Source organism: Rhodococcus sp. P3_B8 (assembly GCF_056402775.1).
Genome location: NZ_JBFUGT010000495.1, coordinates 1 through 3,209, shown reverse-complemented (window position 1 = coordinate 3,209; position 3,209 = coordinate 1). Strand labels below are relative to the sequence as shown.

Below are 3,209 nucleotides of genomic sequence, written 5' to 3'. Positions count from 1 at the left end.
CCCGAACCCAACACATCCACGCGAGCCACCGTGACGTCCGGATCGGAGGCCATCGCCTCGAGCACCCGGGTGACCCGGCCTGCTATCGCGTCGACGGTGGCCCTGTCGACCAGGTCGGGTCGGTAGTGAAACGTCATGCGCAGCTGCGTGTCCACCGAGAAGGCGACGCTCAGCGGATAATGTGTGGCGTCGACGCCGCGCACGTCGACCACCCGGATGCCGGCGAGGTCGGTGTTCTCGGTCAGGCCTCCCCGGTCGATCGGGTACGACTCGAAGACGGTTGCCGTGTCGAACCCGATGTCGGGGCCGGCTGCTCGCTGGATGTCGGCGAGACCGAGGTGGTGGTGGTCGAGGAGGGCTGCCTGTTCCGCTTGTGTCCGGTCGAGCAGTCGGCCCAGCGTTTCCCGGGGGTTCAGTGTGATGCGTGTGGGCACGGTGTTGACGAACAATCCGATCATCGATTCGACGCCGGTCAGGTGCGGCGACCGCCCGGACACGGTGCTTCCGAACGTCACGTCGTGGCGGGACGTCGCCGCGCCGAGCACGATTCCCCACGCCACCTGCGTCACCGTGTTCAGTGTCGTGTTGCGGGTACGCGCGAGGGTGGTGAGGCCGGCGGTCACATCCTCGGACACGGTGAACAGGGCGCTCTCGGGAGGAGCCGACAACGGCCGTCCCCGTGCGTCCGGCAGCAGCAGTGTCGGGCCGTCGACGCCGGCGAGCGCGGTCGCCCACGCCGCTCGTGATTCCGCCGGGTCCCGGCGGTGCAGCCACGACAGGAAGTCTCGGTAGGGCCGGGGTCGCGGCAACGCAGACCCATCGTCTCCGGCCACATAGAGCGCGAGCAGTTCGCGGATCGCCAGCGGCATCGACCATCCGTCGAGGAGGGTGTGGTGATTGGTCCACACGAGCCGCGATTCGTGGCTGCCGGTGGCCACGAGCAGGAACCGCACCAGTGGGGCCCGGGACGTGTCGAACGGTACGGCCCGATCGGCGGTGAGCACCCGGTCCAGTTCGGCGGTGCGCGCGGCCTCGGGCAGGTCCGTGAGGTCGATTTCGCGGAACGGCAGGTCGACGGCCGCGGGCACCACCTGGACGAAGGTTCCGTCTCGGGCGGGGACGAACGCCACCCGCAGATTCGCGTGCCGCTCCAGCAATGCCTSTGCGGCGCGGCGCATCCGGGCCGGGTCGACGGCCCCCTGCAGGTGCAGTTCCACCTGCACCGTGTACGCGTCGATCGACGGTTTCGCGAGCAGGGCGTGGAACAGCAACCCGGCCTGCAGGGGTGCGGGCGGCCACACGTCGGTGAGCGCGCCGAAGCGCTCCTCCCACGTGTCGAGGTCGCTCTGGGTCACGTCGACGAGGGGAACGTCCGACGGTGTGAGTCCGCCTGCGTCCCCATCCCGAGCATGGGACACCAATGCGGACACCGCTTCCCGCCACCGTTCTGCCAGCCTGTCCACCTCGGCGTGCGCGAGCAGGGTGTCCGGGAAACCGAACCCGACCCGGAGTCGTCCGCCGATCACGATCGCGTTGACCTCGACGGCGGCAGACGCCGGCATGTCGGGGTCCGGGACGTACCGCAGGTCGCCGAACCCGTCTGCGGGACTCCAGCCGACCGCGGTGTCGTGATCGGCCGAATCCGGAACCTGGCCGAGATAGTTGAAGCTGATCTGCCCGGGTTCTGCTCTCGGCAGACTGCCGGCCGTGTCCGGGTTCAGGTAGCGGAGCAGTCCGTAACCGATCCCCATGTCGGGCACTGCCCGGAGGTGTTCTTTCACGCGTTTCACGGCGCTGCCCATGTCGTGGCCGCCGGCCAGCGCGTCGTCGAGGTCGATGCCCTGGAGATCGACGCGGACGGGGAAGACCGTCGTGAACCAGCCGACGGTGCGGGACAGGTCGGCGCCCGGCACCACCTGCTGCTCCCGGCCGTGCCCTTCCAGCCGGATCAGCATCGACGTTCCCGGGATCCCCCGCTCGGCTCGCCACCTCGACGACGCCACCACCAGCGCCGTCAGCAGGACGTCGAGGACACCCCCGTGATACAGCTCCGGAAGGCGGGTGAGCAGAACGGACGTGTCGTCGGGGGAGGTCTCGACACTCACGTCTTGCAGCGCGGTCGCGAGGTCCCGGCCGGGATCGAGGGGGCGTTCGGTGATCGGCGGGTCGGGTCCGTCGACGACGTTCTGCCACCACACCAGTTCGGCGGCTCTCTCGCTCCGGACAGCTTCGTCGGCCAGCGCGTGCGCCCATCGGCGCATCGACGTCGCCGGTTCCGGGAGGGACGGCACGCTCCCCGTGCTGACCTGGTACCAGGCGGCGGCGAAGTCGGGCAGCAGAATCCGCCACGACACCCCGTCGACCGCGAGGTGGTGCGCGACCACGATCACTCGTCCCGTCCGGGCCGGGGCCGCGGCGGCGGGCTCCGGGTCGAGCCACACGAACTGGACGACCACTCCGTCGGACGGGCGCAATCTCTCCACGGCCGCTTGGTGTTCGGTCGCGATCAGCTCTGCCAGCATGCCGGGATCGGTCGCCGGGTCGAAGGCGATACGCCGGACCAGTGTGTCGGTGTCGATCTCGGTCGCGGCACGAGTCTCCATCTGCCACTGCCCGTTCGCGTCCCGGTAGAGCCGCGACCGCAGCATGTCGTGTCGTGCGAGCACCGCCGTGATCGTCGCGAGGAGCCGGTCCGGGTCGATGCCTTCCGGGAGGTCGAGCAGCACACTCTGGCTGAACCGCTCGAAGTGCCCGCCGCGCTCGATCAGGTACCGGATCACCGGCGTCGGCGGGAACGTGCCGATTCCGCCGCCCGCGAGTTCGGCGAGGGCAACTGTGGTCTCACCGTCCGCGATCTCCGATTCCGCCGCGAGCGCTGCCACGGTCCGGTGCTCGAACACCTGCTGCGGCGTGAACACCAATCCGCGTGCCTTGGAGCGGGATACGAGCCGGATCGACAGGATGCTGTCGCCGCCCAGCGCGAAGAACGACTCGTCCAACCCGACCTGGTCGAGCCCCAGCACCTCGGCGAACACCGACGCCAGCGTGTGCTCCGCCGCTGTCCGGGGCGCGCGGTGTGGCCCACGCGCAACGACGGGAGCTGGGAGTGCGGCACGATCCAACTTCCCACTCGCCGTCACCGGCAACTCCCCCAACACCACCACCACCGACGGCACCACACCCCCCGGCAACACCGACCCCGCAAACTC

Annotated in this window: 1 protein-coding gene; it reads right to left on the bottom strand. The window is 69.8% G+C overall.

Translation table 11 applies throughout. The features are described from left to right. On the bottom strand, positions 1 to 3,209 hold a 3,209-nt coding region (locus AC1D1G_RS43490), incomplete at both ends, for a condensation domain-containing protein (RefSeq protein ID WP_477956741.1).